Genomic DNA, 16,922 nt, shown 5'->3' with positions numbered 1-16,922 from the left:
ATGACCGAAATTTATCAGGATGCCCGTCGCCCGATTCAGGAACGTGTTGCGGATTTACTGTCGCGCATGACGCTGGATGAGAAAATTGCCCAGATGCACGCTTACTGGCTGGTGCTCGCGGAAGAGGGGGAACACCGGGAACGCAGCGACATGAGCGATGAGTTTGCCGGCGTCAGCGCCCAGGCTTCTCTGGCCGAACGTTTAACGCTTGGGGTCGGGCAGATAACCCGCCCTCTGGGCACCCACATCGTGACGGCGCAAAGCGGCGTGCGCGCTGCCAACCGCCTGCAAAAAATGCTGGTCGAGGAGACCCGTCTCGGGATCCCGGCGCTGTTCCATGAAGAGTGCCTGGTGGGACTGCTGTGCAAGGAGGCGACGTTGTTCCCCTCGTCGCTCAACTACGGCTCGACCTGGGACCCGGCGCTGGTGGCGCGGGCGGCGCGGGAAATCGGCGCTGAAGCGCGATCGACCGGCTGTAAGCAGGGGCTGGCGCCGGTGTTAGATGTTTCACGCGACGTGCGTTGGGGACGCACCGAAGAGACTTTCGGTGAAGACCCGTGGCTGGTTGGCGTCATGGCCTGTGCCTATGTCGAAGGATTGCAGGGGGAAAAGCGCGATGTGCTGGCAACCCTGAAGCACTACGTCGGCCACTCGTTCAGTGAAGGAGCCCGCAACCACGCGCCGGTGCATCTGGGATTTTGCGAACTTAACGATACCTTTCTGCTGCCGTTTGAGATGGCGGTCAAACTGGCAAATGCTGGATCGGTGATGCCGGCCTACCATGATATCGATAATCAGCCCGGGCACAGCGACCACTTCCTGTTAACCACCATCCTGCGCGAGCAGTGGGGGTTTGACGGCATTATCGTGGCCGACTATGGCGGCGTCAGTCTGCTGCATCAGCACCACGGTATTGCCCATGATGCGGCGGAGTCCGCCGCGCTGGCCTTTAACGCCGGTCTCGATGTGGAACTGCCAAAAGATGACTGCGCGCGCCATCTACAGCAGGCGCTGGAGCGGGGGCTAATCTCCCTGGAGAAAATCGACGAAATTGTCGGTCGAACCCTGACGGAGAAGTTCCGGCTTGGCCTGTTCGAGCAGCCTTATACCGATGTGGCCGGCATTACTTTGCAGTCACCTGCGGCACGCCAGGCGGCGCGTGACGTCGCGACACGTTCGCTGACGCTGCTGGAAAACCGCGGTATCCTCCCGCTGAAAGGGCAACCGAGGGTTGCGGTGGTGGGACCCACCGCCGACGATCCGCTGGCGCTGCTTAGCGGTTACAGTTTTCCGGTACACCTGATCATTAGCGATATGGTTGATGAAGTATCTCAGGTGACCACGCCTCTGGCGGCCCTGCGCCACACACTGGGTGAGGCACGGGTCAAGTACGCCAAAGGCTGTCATATCATCGAACAGCGCATGGCGGGGGCACCGGTCTTCCCCGGCGACAGCGGCGGCAAACCGATGCAGACGTCGCCGGTGTCGTTCGATACCCGCCTGATCCCTGACGCGGTCAGGGTGGCCCAGGAAAGCGATGTCATCGTTGCCTGCGTGGGCGATCTGGCCGGGCTGTTCCAGAGCGGAACCGTAGGCGAAGGGTCCGATACCGATAGTCTGAATCTGCCAGGGGTACAGCAGCAGCTGTTGGAGGCGCTGGTGGCCACCGGCAAGCCGGTGATTGTGGTGATGACCGGCGGGCGGCCTTATCACCTGCAAGGGCTTGAGGATCGCGTGGCGGCATTGCTGATGGCCTGGGCGCCGGGACAAGAGGGCGGATGGGCCATCGCCGACGTGCTTACCGGACGCGAGGAGCCGCAGGGACGACTGGTGGTCAGCGTGCCGAAAAGCGCCGGTGCAATGCCCTATTACTACAACCACAAGCTCAAAAGCGGCGGAACACCGTTTGCCTTCCACTTTGGCTCACGTTATCCGTTTGGCTACGGGCAAAGCTGGACCACTTTTGAGTACGGTCAGCCCAAATTACTGGCGGCTCAGGTAGCGTCGGACGGGGAAATCGCTCTTCAGGTCACGTTACGCAACAGCGGCGATCGTCGCGGGAGCGAAGTCGTCCAGCTTTACGTTCGCGATAAAGTGGCGTCGATGGTGCGTCCGCTGCAGGAGCTTAAAGCCTTCCAGCGGGTGACGATTGACGCCGGTGCCAGCGCCACGCTGACCTTCTCCGTGCCGGTCGACATGCTGAACTTCACCCGCCGTGATGGTAAACGCATCGTCGAGCCGGGCGAATTTGAGCTGCAGATCGGGGCGTCTTCGGCGGATATCCGTGGTACAGCCACCGTGACGGTAGGCGGTCAGGTGCGCGAACTGCCGCAAAACTGGCAGATGATGAGCCGCTGCGAGGTAAGTTAATCGTTCAGGTATTTATTCGGGGAGGCGGCCTGTAACCCTGAAGACCGGTCGCCATGACAAAAATCTGACGCCACAGGATAAAAAAAAGCCCATCGTGGGAGATGGGCAAAGACTACACACAGCAATTCGTTGTTTCACTCAGGGGATTTCCATGCTTATAAATCAACGTATTGATTCATAACCGTGCCCTAATAGTAGATATCGCTGATTAATGCGTCGATCGGATTCATCTCAATAGTTAAATTGGTGTGAAGTATGATTGCGAAAATGAGGGAAGTTACGGCGATGAACGTGAAAGTTAAGGGTTTTTTTATTAGATTTTCTTATATTTAAGGCGGGTTTCCCCGCCTCATTTTTTACTTCTCGCAGCTGTTATTCACCGTATTGAGCTCTTCCAGTTCGGCGAGCACCTGATCCGGATCTTTTGGCGGCGGCGGAACCTCATGCAGCCAGGCGTCAAACAGGCGCCAGGAGACGGCGAGCAGCACCGGGCCGATAAACAAACCAATCATCCCGAAGGCGATCAGGCCACCGATAACGCCGGAAAGAATCAGGATCATCGGCAGATCGGCGCCCATTCGAATCAGCATCGGGCGGATAACGTTATCCATGGTGCCCACGACGCAGCTCCACACCAGCAACACCGTGCCCCAGGTGGTATCTCCGGTCCAGTAGAGCCAGATAATCGACGGGATCAGCACAATCAATGGCCCCAGCTGCACCAGACAGGTGAAGATCATCACCACGGTCAGCAAGGCGGCGTAAGGCACGCCGGAGATGGCCAGACCAATCCCGCCGAGCACGGCCTGGACCAGCGCGGTGACCACGACGCCCAGTGCCACGGCACGAACCGCCTGACCAGCCAGCAGCACTGCCGCATCGCCGCGTTTAGCCGCCAGACGGGTCGCAAAATAGCGGAAACCGTAGGCAACCTTTTCACCCTGCCAGTACAGCAGGGCGCTGAACAGCAGCATCAGACCACAGTAAACCAGCAGCTTGCCAATATGCGCCGCCTGGCCGACAAACCAGGTGGTGGTGGTGCCGATATAGGGACGAATTTTAGCCATGATGGCCGCGCCGCCCATATCCAGCAGGCCGTGCCAGGCCGCGTAGAGTTTGTCACCGATCAGTGGAACACTATTGAGCCAGGCAAAATCTGGCAGCGTGACATTCCCGGTTGAGATCAGTTTTATCAGCGGCGCGCTGTTATCCACCAGGCTGTTGACCAGCAATGCAATGGGGATGACGAACAATAAAAAGAGCAATACGGTCATCACCAGCACGGCAAGGGCGCGTTTGCCGAATAACACACGCTGCAGGCGTAGCAGCACCGGCCAGGTGGCAATGACCACGGTACCGGCCCAGGCGAAAGACAGAATAAAAGGTTGCACCACCCATAAGCAGGAGATAATTATCAGGGACAAGAACAGTACCGACAGCAGAACTTGTGGTATATCCCGGGGCTGGCGATCGTTAATCATAGAGAAATTTTACCTTTCCAGTGGCGCCAAAATGCTGACGCTGCGTAAATCCATGTACTGATAATAATATCAATAATTTCACGGGCCTGATTTTGCACATAAATCTGGTGGGCGCATATGAAAAAAATGTGATAAAAAGTTGAGTGCGCTACGCAATCGTTTATACCCGTCATACTTCAAGTTGCCTGGGTGTTGGCTGCACCCGTTCACCCCAGTCACTTACCTGAGTAAGCTCTTGGGGATTCACGGCCTTGCCGCCTGCAAGCAACTCGAAATATTTTGGGTATATTAGCCATACATAAAATCATCCCGGGCTCGCACACCAATGCGCCAACACGAGGCAGTCTGAAGGATGAAGTTTATACAACACAACATAGTCAGGCAGGGTCAAGCGTTATGATCCCACAAATTTCTCAAGCACCAGGTGTCGTTCAACTGGTATTGAATTTTTTGCAGGTACTGGAGCAACAAGGATTTACCGGCGATACCGCCACAAGTTACGCCGACAGGCTGACCATGGCGACAGATAACAGCGTTTATCAGCTGTTGCCGGATGCCATATTATTTCCCCGCTCGACAGCAGATGTGGTTTTGCTGGCAAGGATCGCGGCGGAAGAACGCTTCAAATCACTGGTCTTTACCCCACGCGGCGGCGGCACGGGAACCAATGGTCAGGCGCTGAACGCCGGGATCATTGTCGATATGTCCCGCTATATGAACCGCATCCTCGAAATTAACCCTGAAGAAGGGTGGGTACGCGTTGAAGCCGGGGTGATTAAAGATCAGCTCAACCAATATCTGAAACCCTACGGCTACTTTTTTGCCCCGGAACTGTCGACCAGCAACCGTGCGACGCTGGGCGGGATGATCAACACCGACGCCTCCGGTCAAGGGTCGCTGGTGTATGGCAAAACCTCAGACCATGTGCTGGGCGTTCGCTCGGTGCTGATGGGCGGCGACATTCTTGATACCCAGGCGGTCCCCGTGGCGCTGGCTGAAACGCTATGCCAGGAGCAGTCGGCGATCGGGCGCATTTACCGCACGGTATACCAGCGCTGTAAAGCGCAGCGTCAGCTGATCATCGATAAATTCCCCAAACTTAACCGCTTCCTGACCGGCTACGACCTGCGCCACGTCTTTAATGACGACATGAGCGAGTTCGATCTGACGCGTATTCTTACCGGTTCGGAAGGGACGCTGGCCTTTATCACCGAAGCACGCCTTGATATTACCCGCCTGCCGAAAGTGCGCCGTCTGGTGAATATCAAATATGACTCCTTTGACTCGGCGTTACGCAACGCGCCGTTTATGGTCGAGGCCAAAGCGCTGTCGGTGGAAACTGTCGACTCGAAAGTGCTTAACCTGGCGCGGGAAGACATCGTCTGGCATTCGGTCAGTGAACTGATCACCGATGTCCCGGATAAAGAGATGCTGGGGCTGAATATTGTCGAATTCGCCGGCGATGATGCGGAGCTTATCGACAATCAGTTGACCACGCTGTGCCAGCGTCTGGATGAACTGATCGCCGCCAGCGAAGCCGGTGTCATCGGCTGGCAGGTGTGTAACGAGTTGGACGGCGTGGAGCGAATCTACGCGATGCGTAAAAAAGCGGTTGGTCTGCTGGGGAATGCCAAAGGTGCCGCCAAGCCGATTCCGTTTGCCGAAGATACCTGCGTACCGCCGGAACATCTTGCCGACTATATCGTTGAGTTTCGTGCCCTGCTGGATGGCCACGGCCTGAGCTACGGCATGTTTGGTCACGTGGACGCCGGGGTGCTGCACGTCCGTCCGGCGTTGGATATGTGCGATCCGCAGCAAGAAGTGCTGATGAAGCAGATCTCTGACGAGGTGGTGGCCCTGACGGCAAAATACGGCGGCCTGCTGTGGGGTGAACACGGCAAAGGGTTCCGGGCGGAATACAGCCCAGCGTTCTTTGGCGAGGCCCTGTACGGCGAGCTGCGCAAAATTAAAGCGGCGTTCGATCCGCATAACCGCCTCAATCCAGGTAAAATCTGTTCGCCGGAAGGCGTGGATGCGCCGATGATGAAGGTGGACGCGGTGAAGCGCGGCACCTGGGATCGCCAGATCCCGATCGCGGTGCGCACCTCCTGGCGTGGGGCGATGGAGTGTAACGGCAACGGATTGTGCTTTAACTTCGACGTGAAAAGCCCGATGTGCCCGTCAATGAAAGTCAGCAATCACCGGATCCATTCGCCGAAGGGACGGGCGACGCTGGTGCGCGAATGGCTGCGCCTGCTGGCCGACCGTGGCGTTGACCCCAATCAGCTGGAGAAGGGGCTGCCGGAAAAACGCGCTAGCCTACGCACCCTGGTAGAGCGTACCCGCAATAGCTGGCATGCGCGCAAGGGGGAGTATGATTTCTCCCACGAAGTGAAAGAGGCGATGTCTGGCTGCCTGGCCTGTAAAGCCTGTTCGACCCAGTGCCCGATTAAAATTGATGTGCCGGAATTCCGTTCACGCTTCCTGCAGCTCTATCACAGCCGCTATCTGCGGCCTGTGCGCGACCATCTGGTGGCGACGGTCGAGTCCTATGCGCCGCTGATGGCCCACGCACCCAGGACCTTTAACTTCTTTATTAATCAGCCGTGGGTGCGCAAGCTTTCCGAGAAGCATATCGGCATGGTCGATCTGCCGTTGCTTTCGACGCCGTCGCTGAAGCAACAAATGGTCGGGCATCGCTCGGCGAACATGACTCTCGAGCTGTTGGAAAGCCTCAGTGCGGAGCAAAAAGCCAGGATGGTGTTGGTGGTGCAGGATCCGTTCACCAGCTACTACGACGCGCAGGTGGTGGCTGATTTTGTCCGTCTGGTTGAAAAAGTCGGCTACCAGCCGGTGCTGCTGCCGTTTTCACCGAACGGTAAGGCTCAGCACATCAAAGGCTTCCTGTCGCGCTTCGCCCGTACGGCACAAAAGACTGCAGATTTCCTCAACCGCGTGGCGCAGCTGGGCATGCCGATGGTCGGGGTCGACCCGGCGCTGGTGCTGTGCTACCGCGATGAGTACAACCAGGTACTCGGCGACAAACGCGGCGATTTCCACGTGATGCTGGTGCACGAGTGGCTGCCTAAAGCGCTGCCGGAGAGCCGCGAGCAGGATCGCCGCGGCGAAGCGTGGTATCTGTTTGGTCACTGTACTGAAGTGACGGCGCTACCCGCCGCGCCGAAGCAGTGGGCCGAGATTTTTGCGCGCTTCGGCGCGAAGCTGGAAAACGTCAGCGTAGGCTGTTGTGGTATGGCCGGAACCTATGGTCATGAGGTGAAAAACCATGCCAACTCGCTGGATATCTACGCGCTTTCCTGGCAACAGGCGATCCAGCGTTTACCGCGCAACCGTTGCCTGGTGACCGGATACTCCTGTCGTAGCCAGGTGAAGCGTATTGAAGGCAGCGGGGTTCGTCATCCGCTGCAGGCGCTGCTGGAGATTATTGGATGATTTGGAAACGTCAGACAACCCTGGAACAGCTCAACGGTATGGGCGAAGGCAATATGGTCGGGCTGCTGGATATTCAGTTTGATGTCTTTACCGATGAGACTATCGAAGCCACCATGCCGGTGGATCAGCGTACGCATCAGCCGTTTGGTCTGCTGCACGGCGGTGCCTCTGTGGTGCTGGCGGAAACGCTCGGCTCGGTTGCCGGCTATTTGTGCAGTGAGGGTGAGCAAAAAGTGGTCGGGCTGGAGGTCAATGCCAACCACATTCGTTCGGTGCGTGGCGGCCGGGTGCGCGGCGTATGCCGGGCGCTCCATGTTGGCTCTCGTCATCAGGTGTGGCAGATTGACATCTCTGATGAACAGGGGCGTTTGTGCTGCTCTTCGCGCCTTACCACCGCAGTTGTCTGAGGTCATCGGCGAAGAGAGTCTATCTCTTCGCGCCACCGCGTTTAGCGCCGTTCGTTAGCCAATAAGGGGGCGCTGTTTCCCCCTTATCTCCTTGCTTTAGTCACGCATCAGGATGCGGTCTCATCTTTGATAGTATCGCTCGGCCCATTCTTTTGCACCGAGGCAATTCCCTTTTTCGCCGCATCCTTCGAGGAATACATTTCACTGGTGGCAATGGTTTCGTGGTTATCGGCTTTTAGCAGGAAATACCACGGCTGGGACACGCTTTTCTCAGACTTTTTAATAACGTAATACCCCATATTTAACTCCTTGCGGATTAACAATGACCCCTTGATATGTAGACTATGATTGCTTAGGCAGCAAGGCAGAACATCAAAAAATATAATTCATGAATCACTCTCGCTATTTATGCTACTATTTAAGAGCGATATACTTGTGAATAACATAGAGGACGGAGTTAACTATGGGTATCATTTCCTGGATCATTTTTGGTCTTATTGCCGGTATTTTGGCTAAGTGGATTATGCCAGGCAAAGACGGCGGCGGCTTTATCGTCACTATCGTTCTGGGGGTTATCGGTGCAGTTGTAGGTGGTTGGATTAGCACATTTTTTGGCTTCGGCAAGGTCGATGGATTTAATTTCGGTAGCTTTGTCGTCGCGGTAATTGGTGCATTAGTTGTACTGTTTATCTACAGAAAGATTAAAAGTTAATATCCCGTCGTCATTCATGCGTCCTCGGCACAGGTTGCCACGAGGATAAAGATTTGTAGCACGAAGTCAGACGTAAAATAAAAAGCTGCCCTCAACACCGGCAGCTTTTTTTGTCTTCAAACAGGAGCCCGGTAAACGAATTCAGCCGCGTTCAGGCATATCCGGGACGGGAACCACTTCCACACGCACTTCATAATGTTTTGCTTTATCCGTCGGGATAAGCGGAGTGAGTTTGTTAATGGTCTCAACCGGGTTATCGGTGGCGACGGTAGCGGAGAATATCACCGGTTTTCTCGGCGGGAATGGCGGCATGGGCATCGCGCCGCGGCCCTGGGGCATATCCATCATTGGCTGACCGGCATAATGGTCGGCAGGGGCAGGACTCTCGGTTTTATCTGCCGCAAACGCGCTGGCGGCGACAACAGATACAGTGGCTAACAGAGCAATAATCGTTCTTTTCATCTTCGTTACCTCTTTATATCCGTCATACTCCAAGTTGCTGCCTACAAGCAACTCGAATTATTTAGGGTATAGATTTTGAATGTGAGCGAAATCTTAGAGATAACCAGGTTGGCGAACAATCCCACGGGGGACGAATCCTCCAAAACTCCTCAATTCATCACGAATGTGAAGCCCGGGCGGTCTATAGCGGAAGGGGGACTGATTTAGTTCAACAGTACGCTCATCACCAGCAGCACTACCATGCACATCGACATAATACTGATATCTATCATTCTGTACTACGTAACTCCGGGTGAGCAGTGACTCCGACGACGGGCCGAAAACTGTTGGAAATATGAGCGGGAATTGTACATCAATTTGCCACCAGACTAATACGCTTTAATCCAGGGTTTTGTCCGAATTTATCAGAATCGCGGCTTCATTTTTCCAGATAACCGACGATCTTGCCGATCGACATTTATTGATTGTTGTGGTTGGTCATGGGGGAAATAACCGCTGAAAAGCGTTATTCGCGATTAATTCATTGATTTTGTTATGCCTGTTGTTCACAGAAGGTGCCATTTTCTATTTCAAAAATAGGCATTTCCGATGCATCTTTTATCTTGCGCCAAATCACCCGGTTATTACTGAATTAATTTGTTATTTATCAATATTTTATATTTGTAAATTGACCGCTGTTAACCTGCGAAGCAGGGTCTATGCTTATAAAAAGCGCTAAAAAAGCATCAGAGCAGCGAATATCCCTTCTCCGGCTGGGTTGAAGTGATAATCGTTATCATTAACATAGCCGCATGCCCTGATGGCGCCAACCAATGAGGTAGAGCGATGGAATTAGATACTGGAACCTTCAATCCCGATGAGTTTAGCTGGCGTGGTCTGATGATGACCCCGACCGCCGCCGCGCATATTCGTGATTTGGTGACTAAGCAGCCCGACAAGCAAGGCCTGCGTCTGGGGATTAAAACCAGCGGCTGTGCCGGATTTGCCTATGTACTTGAACTGATTGCCGAACCGGCGAAAGACGATCTGCTGTTTGAACGTGACGGTGCGAAGCTGTGGGCGCCGCTGCAGGCCATGCCGTTTATCGATGGCACGGAACTGGATTACGTCCGGGAAGGATTAAATGAAATCTTTAAGTTTCATAACCCAAAAGCGCAGCATGAATGTGGTTGCGGTGAAAGCTTTGGGGTTCAGGCGGAGTAATTATGTCTCGTAATACTGAAGCAACTGACGATGTCAAAACCTGGTCCGACGGCTCATTGAATTATAAAGAAGGTTTTTTTACCCAACTAAAAACCGATGAGCTGGCGAAAGGCATTAATGAAGAGGTGGTGCGCGCCATTTCTGCCCGTCGTAATGAGCCCGAATGGATGCTCGAGTTCCGCCTGCGTGCGTTTAACGCCTGGCTGGAGATGGAAGAGCCGCACTGGCTGAAAGCGCATTATGAGCACCTGAATTATCAGGATTACAGCTATTATTCCGCGCCCTCCTGTGGAAACTGCGATGACACCTGCGCATCAGAACCGGGTGCGGTACAGCAAACGGGCCCGGCGGCCTACCTGACGCAGGAGGTCGAAGAGGCCTTTAATCTGCTGGGCGTCCCGGTCCGTGAAGGACGAGAAGTAGCGGTCGACGCGATTTTCGATTCGGTGTCGGTGGCCACTACCTATCGGGAAAAACTGGCGGAGCAGGGGATTATCTTCTGCTCGTTCGGGGAGGCGATTCACGACCACCCGGAGCTGGTGAAAAAGTATCTCGGGACCGTAGTACCAGGCAACGATAACTTCTTTGCCGCGCTGAATGCGGCAGTAGCCTCTGATGGCACCTTTATCTATGTGCCAAAAGGCGTACGTTGCCCGATGGAGCTGTCCACCTACTTCCGCATCAACGCCGAAAAAACCGGCCAGTTTGAACGGACGATCCTGGTGGCCGATGAGGGGAGCTACGTCAGCTATATCGAAGGTTGCTCGGCGCCGGTGCGCGACAGCTATCAGTTGCACGCGGCAGTGGTCGAAGTGATTATTCACAAAGACGCCGAAGTGAAATATTCCACGGTGCAGAACTGGTTCCCCGGGGATAACAACACCGGTGGGATCCTCAACTTCGTCACCAAGCGCGCGCTGTGCGAAGGCGAGAACAGCAAAATGTCGTGGACGCAGTCCGAGACCGGTTCCGCCATCACCTGGAAGTACCCGAGCTGCATTCTGCGCGGCGATAACTCGATCGGCGAATTCTTCTCCGTCGCCCTCACCAGTGGCCACCAGCAGGCGGACACCGGCACCAAAATGATTCATATCGGCAAAAACACCCGCTCGACGATCATCTCGAAAGGGATCTCCGCCGGGAAGAGCCAGAACAGCTACCGGGGGCTGGTGAAAATCATGCCCACCGCCACCAATGCGCGCAACTTCACCCAGTGTGACTCGATGCTGATTGGACCGGACTGCGGGGCGCATACCTTTCCGTACGTTGAATGCCGCAACAACAGTGCGCAGCTTGAGCATGAAGCAACGACCTCGCGGATCGGTGAAGACCAGCTGTTCTACTGCCTGCAGCGTGGCATTAGCGAAGACGACGCCATTTCGATGATCGTCAACGGCTTCTGTAAAGACGTCTTCTCAGAACTGCCGCTGGAATTTGCCGTCGAAGCGCAAAAACTGCTGGCTATCAGTCTGGAACACAGCGTCGGCTAAGCGCCAGGCGACACGAATTAAGGGAAACAAGATGTTAAGTATTAAAAACCTGCAGGTTGCCGTTGAAGATAAATCGATCCTGCGTGGCCTGGATCTGGACATCCGTCCTGGCGAAGTGCATGCCATTATGGGGCCGAACGGTTCCGGAAAAAGTACGCTATCCGCGACGCTTGCCGGACGTGAAGACTATGAAGTCACCGGCGGCAGCGTGGAGTTTAAAGGCAAAGATCTGCTGAGCCTCGCGCCGGAAGAGCGCGCAGGCGAAGGGATCTTTATGGCCTTCCAGTACCCGGTCGAAATCCCCGGCGTCAGCAACCAGTTCTTCCTGCAAACCGCGCTCAACGCGGTACGTACCTATCGTGGTCAGGAGGCGCTGGACCGTTTCGACTTCCAGGACCTGATGGAAGAGAAAATTCAGCTGCTGAAAATGCCGGAAGATTTACTGACCCGCTCGGTCAACGTTGGTTTCTCCGGCGGCGAGAAAAAGCGTAATGACATCCTGCAAATGGCGGTGCTGGAACCCGAGCTGTGCATCCTGGATGAGTCCGACTCCGGGCTGGATATCGATGCCCTGAAAATTGTTTCTGAAGGCGTCAACGCGCTTCGCGACGGCAAGCGCGCGTTTATTATCGTGACGCACTACCAGCGTATTCTCGACTACATCAAGCCCGACTTTGTTCACGTGCTCTATCAAGGGCGGATCGTCAAATCCGGTGATTTTACGCTGGTCAAACAGCTGGAGGAGCAGGGCTATGGCTGGCTTACCGAACAGCAGTAATACATTGCAGCAATGGCACCATCTGTTTGAGGCGCAGGGCGCGCAGCGCACCCCTGAGGCCCGCCAGCATCTCCAGCAGGTGCTGCGTCTTGGCCTGCCGACGCGCAAACATGAAGAGTGGAAATATACGCCGCTTGAGGCGCTGTGCAACGATACCTTCGTGGCCCTGCAGCCCGGCGACTTCAGCGCGGCGCAGCGGGACGAACGCGCGCTGGCGCTGGATGCCTGGCGTCTGGTGTTTATCGACGGACAGTTTAGCGAAGCGCTGAGTGACGATCTGGCCGACAGTGGTTATGAGGTCAGCGTCGACAACCAGCGCCAGGGGATACCCGAGGCGCTACAGCCGGAAGTTTTTCTGCACCTTACCGAAAGCCTGGCGCAGACGGTGACCCGTATCCGCGTTAAACGCCATCAGCGCCCGGAAAAGCCGCTGCTGCTGATGCACGTGACGCGTGGGCTGGCGGGTGGCGAGATGAACAGCGCCCATTACCGCCACCATCTTGAGCTGGAGAGTGGTGCTGAAGCGACCGTCGTGGAACACTACCTGAGCCTCGATGAACAGCGCCATTTTACCGGCGCGCGCCTGACCATGTCGGTGGCGGATAACGCCCACCTACAGCATCTCAAGCTGGCGTTTGAAAATGCCCAGAGCTACCATTTTTCACACAATGACCTCACGCTTGGCCGTGACGCCTCGGCCTTTAGCAGCAGTTTCCTGCTTGGCGGCGCGGTGTTACGTCATCATACCAGCACCAGGCTGCAGGGTGAGAGCAGCGACCTGCGGATCAACTCGCTGGCGATGCCGGTGAACAATGAAGTGTGCGACAGCCGCACCTGGCTGGACCATCAGGTGGGTTACTGCAATAGCCGCCAGCTGCACAAGACCATCGTCAACGATAAGGGGCGGGCGGTCTTTAACGGCCTGATCAATGTTGCGAAACACGCGATTAAAACCGATGGTCAGATGACCAACAACAATTTACTGCTGGGGCGCCTGTCCGAAGTGGATACCAAGCCGCAGCTGGAAATCTATGCCGACGACGTCAAGTGCAGCCACGGCGCCACCATCGGGCGGATCGACGACGAACAGCTGTTCTACCTGCGTTCGCGCGGAATCTCCGGGCAGGCGGCGCAGCACATGATCCTCTACGCTTTCGCCGCTGAACTGACGGAAGCGGTCGCCGACGACACGCTCAGGGCTGCCATTCTGGCGCGAATTGGCCAACGTTTACCGGGAGAATCAGCATGACATTTTCTGCCGAACGGATACGCGCGGATTTTCCGGTGCTCAGCCGGGAGGTTAACGGTCAGCCGCTGGCCTATCTCGACAGCGCCGCCAGCGCGCAAAAACCAGAGGCGGTGATTCGCGCCGAGGCGGAGTTTTATCGCCATGGCTACGCCGCCGTTCACCGTGGAATCCATACCCTCAGCGCGGAGGCCACGGCGCGGATGGAGCAGGTGCGCCAGCAGGCGGCCACGTTCCTGAACGCCCGCTCTGCAGAAGAGCTGGTGTTCGTGCGCGGGACCACCGAAGGGATCAATCTGGTGGCCAACAGCTGGGGGAATGCCAACGTTGGTGCCGGGGATAACATTATCATCAGCGCCATGGAGCACCACGCCAATATCGTGCCGTGGCAGATGCTGTGCGCCCGGGTTGGGGCAGAGCTGCGGGTCATTCCGCTCAATCCAGACGGCACCCTGCAGCTGGATGCGATCCCGGGGCTGTTCGATGATCGTACCCGGCTGCTGGCGATTACCCAGGTTTCCAATGTGCTGGGGACAGAAAACCCGCTGTCGGCCCTGATCCCGCTGGCCCATCAGCATGGGGCTAAAGTCCTGGTCGATGGCGCACAGGCGGTGATGCACCATGCGGTCGATGTTCAGGCGCTGGACTGCGATTTTTATGTCTTCTCCGGACACAAGCTGTATGGCCCCACCGGGATTGGCATCCTGTATGTTAAAGAGGCGCTGCTGCAGGCGATGCCGCCGTGGGAAGGCGGCGGGGCGATGATTGCCACCGTTAGTCTGACCGAAGGCACCACCTGGGCGAAAGCACCGTGGCGCTTTGAGGCGGGAACGCCCAATACCGGTGGCATTATCGGCCTCGGGGCGGCCTTCGAGTATATTAACGCGCTGGGCCTGACCCAGATTGCCGAGTATGAGCAGACGCTGATGCACTATGCGCTACAGGCGCTGAAGAACGTGCCCGATCTGACCATCTATGGGCCTGACCATCGCCTGGGCGTGGTTGCCTTTAACCTTGGCAAACATCACGCCTACGACGTGGGCAGCTTCCTCGATAACTACGGAATTGCGATACGCACCGGTCACCACTGCGCGATGCCGCTGATGGCGTTCTATCAGGTGCCGGCAATGTGCCGGGCATCGCTGGCGATGTACAATACGACGGAAGAGGTGGATCGGCTGGTCGCAGGGCTGCAGCGCATCCACACGCTATTAGGCTAAAGGAAGCAATCATGGCGGCGTTACCGGATAAAGACAAACTGTTGCGCAACTTTAGTCGTTGCGCCAACTGGGAAGAGAAGTACCTTTATATTATCGAGCTCGGCCAGCGCCTGGCACCGTTGCCGGCCGAAGAACATACCACGCAAAACATTATTCAGGGCTGCCAGAGCCAGGTGTGGATTGTGGTGGAGCAGCGCGACGGCGGCGTACTTTCGCTGCGCGGAGATAGCGACGCCGCGATTGTCAAAGGGCTGATCGCCGTGGTGTTCATTCTGTATGATCAAATGACCGCTAAAGACATCACTGACTTCGACGTGCGCCCGTGGTTTGAAAAAATGGCGCTCACGCAACACCTCACGCCCTCGCGTTCGCAGGGGCTGGAAGCAATGATCCGCGCAATTCGCGCGCAGGCTCTCACTTTTAGCTAAACTATTGTTGAAGCTTTCATTCTGTTAAGCGAGACGGGGTATCCGTCTCGCGGGTGGTTCAACTTTCTGACGGCCTGTCAGTGACTAAGAGGGAAACTCAGTATGAAACGCGCGTCTCTGCTCACTCTTATGCTTTTAGGTGCTCTCGGCGCGTCTCAGGCCGCCAGAGCGGTTGAATACACGTTACCAGCCAACGGCAGTCGTCTGGTGGGAGAGAATCAGACCTACACTGTGCAGGAGGGCGATAACAGCCTTCAGACTATTGCCCGACGGTTTGATACTGCGGCGATGATCCTGCTGGAAGCTAACAACACCGTTGCACCCGTTCCGCAGCCCGGGACGCAGATGCTGATTCCGCTGCAGCTGCTGTTGCCCGATGTGCCGCGTGAAGGGATAGTGGTGAACCTGGCAGAGCTGCGACTCTATTATTTCCCGCCGGACGGCAACACGGTGCAGGTCTACCCGTTAGGCATTGGGCAGCTTGGGCTTGAAACGCCGGAGATGACGACCCGCATCGGGCAAAAAATTCCTAATCCGACCTGGACGCCGACCGCCGGTATTCGCCAGCGCTCGCTGGAGAAGGGCATCACTTTGCCGGCGGTGGTGCCGGCCGGGCCGAACAATCCATTAGGTCGCTTTGCCCTGCGCCTGGCGTACGGTAACGGCGAATACCTGATTCACGGTACCAATGCGCAGAACAGCGTCGGGCTGCGCGTAAGCTCCGGCTGCATGCGGATGTTTACCGATGATATCAAAGCGCTGTTTGCCCAGGTTCGCGTCGGCACGCCGGTGCGGGTTATCAACCAGCCGGTGAAGTTTTCCATCGAATCGAACGGCACGCGCTATCTGGAAGTGCATCGCCCGATGACCCAGAGCGAAACGCAGAACCCGCAGACTATTGCCTACGAACTACCGAAAGGTTACGCGCAGTTTGCCAGCGACAAGGGAACAGATAAGGCGATGGCGGATAAAGCGATGCATCGTCGGATGGGAGTTCCAGTGGTGGTTTCAGCCGGGGCGACGCCTGAGGTCAGTGGGGAAAATCCGGTGCAGTCAGTCCTGAACGGTACGCCGGCGACGGCGTCAGAAACGCGGGTAACGCAATAGCGTATGGATAAACAGGGAAGGGAACGGCGAATCACAGACAAAAAAAATGGCGCACAATGTGCGCCATTTTTATAACACAGCTACAAATACTATTACTTACGGTATTTGGTAGCAGCGTTGTCCAGGCGCTGGTTAGCGCGTGCTGCGTCGTCTTTAGCAGCCTGAACGTCGGAACGCATTGCGTTCACGTCGTTGCTCAGCTGGTCAACTTTAGCGTTCAGAGTCTGAACGTCAGAAGACAGCTGATCGATTTTAGCATTGCTGGAGCAACCAGCCAGCAGAGTAGAACCCAGGATTACCGCGCCCAGTACCAGTTTAGTACGATTCATTATTAATACCCTCTAGATTGAGTTAATCTCCATGTAGCGTTACAAGTATTACACAAACTTTTTTGGGATGAGAATATTTTTTTACGGTAATACGCTTATTTTTGATCGTTCGCTCAAAGAACCATCGAATTTGACAGGCGAGTTAAAAATTCTTTGTGAAAACAGCACGCTTCCATCGGATTCATCTTAGATAATCTCTTATTAAATAGTAAATTCCGATTTGCATTTTTATTAAG

15 protein-coding genes and 1 other RNA gene are annotated in these 16,922 nt (G+C 55.7%); 11 read left to right on the top strand and 5 right to left on the bottom strand.

The window, feature by feature from the left end:
* Entirely contained in the window at positions 1 to 2,370 is a 2,370-nt protein-coding gene (locus ACMYSO_RS03935) for a glycoside hydrolase family 3 N-terminal domain-containing protein (protein ID WP_434669420.1), read from the top strand.
* Between the two features lie 77 nt (positions 2,371 to 2,447).
* Here ACMYSO_RS03935 and rprA read toward each other — a convergent pair.
* An RNA gene (rprA, locus tag ACMYSO_RS03930) (antisense sRNA RprA) lies at positions 2,448 to 2,555 on the bottom strand.
* Positions 2,556 to 2,726: 171 nt separating this feature from the next.
* A complete protein-coding gene (ydiK, locus tag ACMYSO_RS03925) occupies positions 2,727 to 3,851 on the bottom strand; it encodes an AI-2E family transporter YdiK (protein ID WP_434669418.1) in 1,125 nt (374 codons plus the stop codon).
* Between the two features lie 396 nt (positions 3,852 to 4,247).
* On the opposite strand from ydiK, the gene ydiJ reads away from it, so the two are divergent.
* Both ydiJ and menI read left to right on the top strand, forming a co-directional pair.
* The gene (gene ydiJ, locus ACMYSO_RS03920; protein WP_434669417.1) at positions 4,248 to 7,304 is read left to right on the top strand and encodes a D-2-hydroxyglutarate dehydrogenase YdiJ; all 3,057 of its coding nucleotides are present in this window, start codon (positions 4,248 to 4,250) and stop codon (positions 7,302 to 7,304) included.
* Entirely contained in the window at positions 7,301 to 7,711 is a 411-nt protein-coding gene (gene menI, locus ACMYSO_RS03915) for a 1,4-dihydroxy-2-naphthoyl-CoA hydrolase (protein WP_434584374.1), read from the top strand. The genes ydiJ and menI overlap by 4 nt, the downstream gene beginning before the upstream one ends.
* A 107-nt stretch (positions 7,712 to 7,818) precedes the next feature.
* Here the strand turns inward: menI and ACMYSO_RS03910 are convergent, their stop codons facing one another.
* Positions 7,819 to 8,010 carry a YegP family protein gene (locus ACMYSO_RS03910; protein ID WP_123754703.1) on the bottom strand — a complete coding sequence of 64 codons (192 nt, stop codon included), beginning with the start codon at positions 8,008 to 8,010 and terminating at the stop codon, positions 7,819 to 7,821.
* A gap of 164 nt (positions 8,011 to 8,174) precedes the next feature.
* Between ACMYSO_RS03910 and ACMYSO_RS03905 the strand changes: the two genes are divergently transcribed.
* Entirely contained in the window at positions 8,175 to 8,423 is a 249-nt protein-coding gene (locus ACMYSO_RS03905) for a GlsB/YeaQ/YmgE family stress response membrane protein (RefSeq protein WP_004863295.1), read from the top strand.
* A 141-nt stretch (positions 8,424 to 8,564) separates the two neighbouring features.
* On the opposite strand, the gene ACMYSO_RS03900 is transcribed toward ACMYSO_RS03905, so the two are convergent.
* The gene (locus ACMYSO_RS03900; RefSeq protein ID WP_434584376.1) at positions 8,565 to 8,885 is read right to left on the bottom strand and encodes a hypothetical protein; all 321 of its coding nucleotides are present in this window, start codon (positions 8,883 to 8,885) and stop codon (positions 8,565 to 8,567) included.
* An 825-nt stretch (positions 8,886 to 9,710) separates the two neighbouring features.
* On the opposite strand from ACMYSO_RS03900, the gene sufA reads away from it, so the two are divergent.
* The 7 genes from sufA to ldtE all read left to right on the top strand — a co-directional run bounded on the left by sufA (position 9,711) and on the right by ldtE (position 16,357).
* Positions 9,711 to 10,088 carry a Fe-S cluster assembly scaffold SufA gene (gene sufA / locus ACMYSO_RS03895; RefSeq protein WP_123754699.1) on the top strand — a complete coding sequence of 126 codons (378 nt, stop codon included), beginning with the start codon at positions 9,711 to 9,713 and terminating at the stop codon, positions 10,086 to 10,088.
* Between the two features lie 2 nt (positions 10,089 to 10,090).
* The gene (gene sufB / locus ACMYSO_RS03890; RefSeq protein ID WP_434669416.1) at positions 10,091 to 11,578 is read left to right on the top strand and encodes a Fe-S cluster assembly protein SufB; all 1,488 of its coding nucleotides are present in this window, start codon (positions 10,091 to 10,093) and stop codon (positions 11,576 to 11,578) included.
* A 31-nt stretch (positions 11,579 to 11,609) separates the two neighbouring features.
* Positions 11,610 to 12,356, top strand: a complete 747-nt coding sequence (sufC, locus tag ACMYSO_RS03885) for a Fe-S cluster assembly ATPase SufC (RefSeq protein ID WP_434669415.1) — start codon at positions 11,610 to 11,612, stop codon at positions 12,354 to 12,356.
* The gene (gene sufD / locus ACMYSO_RS03880; protein WP_434669414.1) at positions 12,331 to 13,605 is read left to right on the top strand and encodes a Fe-S cluster assembly protein SufD; all 1,275 of its coding nucleotides are present in this window, start codon (positions 12,331 to 12,333) and stop codon (positions 13,603 to 13,605) included. The genes sufC and sufD overlap by 26 nt, the downstream gene beginning before the upstream one ends.
* Positions 13,602 to 14,822: a cysteine desulfurase SufS gene (sufS, locus tag ACMYSO_RS03875; RefSeq protein ID WP_434669413.1), complete on the top strand. Its 1,221-nt coding sequence runs from the start codon at positions 13,602 to 13,604 to the stop codon at positions 14,820 to 14,822. The genes sufD and sufS overlap by 4 nt, the downstream gene beginning before the upstream one ends.
* A gap of 11 nt (positions 14,823 to 14,833) precedes the next feature.
* A complete protein-coding gene (gene sufE / locus ACMYSO_RS03870) occupies positions 14,834 to 15,250 on the top strand; it encodes a cysteine desulfuration protein SufE (protein WP_434669412.1) in 417 nt (138 codons plus the stop codon).
* Positions 15,251 to 15,352: 102 nt separating this feature from the next.
* On the top strand, positions 15,353 to 16,357 hold the full coding sequence (ldtE, locus tag ACMYSO_RS03865) for a L,D-transpeptidase LdtE (RefSeq protein WP_434669410.1): 1,005 nt from the start codon (positions 15,353 to 15,355) through the stop codon (positions 16,355 to 16,357).
* A gap of 92 nt (positions 16,358 to 16,449) precedes the next feature.
* On the opposite strand, the gene lpp is transcribed toward ldtE, so the two are convergent.
* On the bottom strand, positions 16,450 to 16,686 hold the full coding sequence (lpp, locus tag ACMYSO_RS03860) for a murein lipoprotein Lpp (protein WP_003029373.1): 237 nt from the start codon (positions 16,684 to 16,686) through the stop codon (positions 16,450 to 16,452).
* Positions 16,687 to 16,922: the final 236 nt, after the last annotated feature.

It is taken from the genome of Klebsiella sp. B345 (assembly GCF_051131735.1).
In the GTDB taxonomy this organism is placed as follows: Bacteria; Pseudomonadota; Gammaproteobacteria; order Enterobacterales; family Enterobacteriaceae; genus Klebsiella.
The sequence above is the reverse complement of the archived record's forward strand: the minus strand, read 5'-3'. Positions and strand labels throughout refer to the sequence as shown.

Excerpts from the sequence above, each read along its gene's own strand:
- lpp (WP_003029373.1), bottom strand. The coding sequence starts at position 16,686 with ATGAATCGTACTAAACTGGTACTGGGCGCGGTAATCCTGGGTTCTACT.
- ACMYSO_RS03905 (WP_004863295.1), top strand. The coding sequence starts at position 8,175 with ATGGGTATCATTTCCTGGATCATTTTTGGTCTTATTGCCGGTATTTTG.
- sufA (WP_123754699.1), top strand. The coding sequence starts at position 9,711 with ATGGAATTAGATACTGGAACCTTCAATCCCGATGAGTTTAGCTGGCGT.
- ACMYSO_RS03900 (WP_434584376.1), bottom strand. The coding sequence starts at position 8,885 with ATGAAAAGAACGATTATTGCTCTGTTAGCCACTGTATCTGTTGTCGCC.
- ACMYSO_RS03910 (WP_123754703.1), bottom strand. The coding sequence starts at position 8,010 with ATGGGGTATTACGTTATTAAAAAGTCTGAGAAAAGCGTGTCCCAGCCG.
- sufE (WP_434669412.1), top strand. The coding sequence starts at position 14,834 with ATGGCGGCGTTACCGGATAAAGACAAACTGTTGCGCAACTTTAGTCGT.
- sufB (WP_434669416.1), top strand. The coding sequence starts at position 10,091 with ATGTCTCGTAATACTGAAGCAACTGACGATGTCAAAACCTGGTCCGAC.
- sufC (WP_434669415.1), top strand. The coding sequence starts at position 11,610 with ATGTTAAGTATTAAAAACCTGCAGGTTGCCGTTGAAGATAAATCGATC.
- sufD (WP_434669414.1), top strand. The coding sequence starts at position 12,331 with ATGGCTGGCTTACCGAACAGCAGTAATACATTGCAGCAATGGCACCAT.
- ydiJ (WP_434669417.1), top strand. The coding sequence starts at position 4,248 with ATGATCCCACAAATTTCTCAAGCACCAGGTGTCGTTCAACTGGTATTG.
- ldtE (WP_434669410.1), top strand. The coding sequence starts at position 15,353 with ATGAAACGCGCGTCTCTGCTCACTCTTATGCTTTTAGGTGCTCTCGGC.
- ydiK (WP_434669418.1), bottom strand. The coding sequence starts at position 3,851 with ATGATTAACGATCGCCAGCCCCGGGATATACCACAAGTTCTGCTGTCG.
- sufS (WP_434669413.1), top strand. The coding sequence starts at position 13,602 with ATGACATTTTCTGCCGAACGGATACGCGCGGATTTTCCGGTGCTCAGC.
- menI (WP_434584374.1), top strand. The coding sequence starts at position 7,301 with ATGATTTGGAAACGTCAGACAACCCTGGAACAGCTCAACGGTATGGGC.
- ACMYSO_RS03935 (WP_434669420.1), top strand. The coding sequence starts at position 1 with ATGACCGAAATTTATCAGGATGCCCGTCGCCCGATTCAGGAACGTGTT.